The sequence below is a fragment of the Halobacillus sp. BBL2006 genome, from assembly GCF_000786645.1.
In the GTDB taxonomy this organism is placed as follows: domain Bacteria; phylum Bacillota; class Bacilli; order Bacillales; family Halobacillaceae; genus Halobacillus.
This window is the reverse complement of sequence record NZ_JRNX01000929.1, coordinates 1-1,558: the sequence shown is the minus strand read 5'-3', so window position 1 is coordinate 1,558 and position 1,558 is coordinate 1. Positions and strand designations below refer to the sequence as shown.

Below are 1,558 nucleotides of genomic sequence, written 5' to 3'. Positions count from 1 at the left end.
GCTCACCACATGCCCACGGAAAGCGAGTGATTTCCAGGACCTCCTAATTCTGCCCCAAGAAAAGGAAACAGACTGACAAACATCTCGGAATTAAGTCTTCCACAATCCTGCACGATTATTGAATATTTATAATTAATAAAGTAACCGGATGGCCAATAACAATAGTCATAAAAAGTGGCTTATTAGACACTGGGAAGTGGGTGATGAAATACAAGTCTTTAATGAGAAAAAGCAGCTGTTCATTTGAACAGCTGCTTACAATGCTTTAATGATCCGTTTCATATAATACTCAGGTAGCTGAGCGAAGAACAAATCTCTATAATCACTGACGAATCTGTCCTTTGCTTTGCGAAGCAGCTGTAGATCTTTTTTGGCCAAGCCTAAGTAACTATCTTGGTAGGGAGTAGGGGATTGGATGGAAGATAATATACGGATAGCTTTTGTATAATCTCCCTTTACAATCGCCTGATGGGCGGTCTCTACAGGGTCAGATGTTCTCACTTTTTCTGTCTTTCCATGAAAAGAAGATATGAAAGGTATGGTCTGATTATTAATAATCTCAATTGATTTTGAGAATTTATTTTCTTCTGCAAACTTGAGAGCGATGTTTACATAATGCATCGAGGCCTCGTAACTTTCAAACACGTGACAGAGCGACAGGTGATGGTTCATCGTCAATTGCTTTCGTGGAGCTAATCCCGCATTGATGTACTTATAAGCAAACTTCTTTGCAAGGATCATGTGATTAGTTTTCCAATAATGGTGAAAGGTTACTTCGTCAAAACGAAGCCTCATGTAATAATGGAAAAGTGGCTCGTTAATGGTGTACATCATTTCTAGGATGTCTTCACTATAGTTATCCATCCCGGCATACTTTCTTACGTCATAGTGGGCATAAACGAGTAAGAAAAGATGCATACATCTGAGGGAAGGATGTGTGAAGGAAAGTTTCTTTATTTCATCTAAATCTTTATGCGTTAGAGGAGTTTTCTTTCGATCAAGAACGATTCTGTACAACTTCTTAATGTCTTGGTGATAAGGGGGTGTTGCAATGAACTGATTTAACTCGTCGAAGTAATCATTCATGTACAAAAATTCAGCCGCGGTTAACTGGTCTTCGAAAGCAGAGAAGACCGAAGAAACGATATATTGCTTGGTCGATTCCCTGGCTCCTTTTAAACTATCAACCTTTAGCTTTTGATGATAAAACTCATAGATAGGAGAAAAATGGTTTAAATGGACACGGTTGATTTGATTTGGTTCAATGATATGATGGCTGCTCATAGTTGATACCCCCAACCCTTTTAACTAGTTCTATTATATTATTTTTTTGTCTAAATACAAAGATTTTTGTGTATATTAGGAATTTTAGGCTTAATATTTATTACACTAATTTTGGTTTTGTAGACTTATCACACAAATGCAAATATGCATCCTATAAGTTATTCAACAAAACGTACACGATTGTGGAAGACTTGATTTCAAGATACTTTGGGGTTCGTTTGCCATATTGGGAGGCAGGGGTGATTGGGAAGCTACTCGCTTTCCTGTGGGGGAG

1 protein-coding gene is annotated in these 1,558 nt (G+C 37.9%); it reads right to left on the bottom strand.

The genetic code is table 11. The features are described 5' to 3' along the window. Window positions 1-255: 255 nt before the first annotated feature. A complete protein-coding gene (locus tag LD39_RS21160; protein WP_035553598.1) occupies window positions 256-1,284 on the bottom strand; it encodes an AimR family lysis-lysogeny pheromone receptor in 1,029 nt (342 codons plus the stop codon). Window positions 1,285-1,558 lie beyond the last annotated feature (274 nt).

Excerpts from the sequence above, each read along its gene's own strand:
- LD39_RS21160 (WP_035553598.1), bottom strand. The coding sequence starts at position 1,284 with ATGAGCAGCCATCATATCATTGAACCAAATCAAATCAACCGTGTCCAT.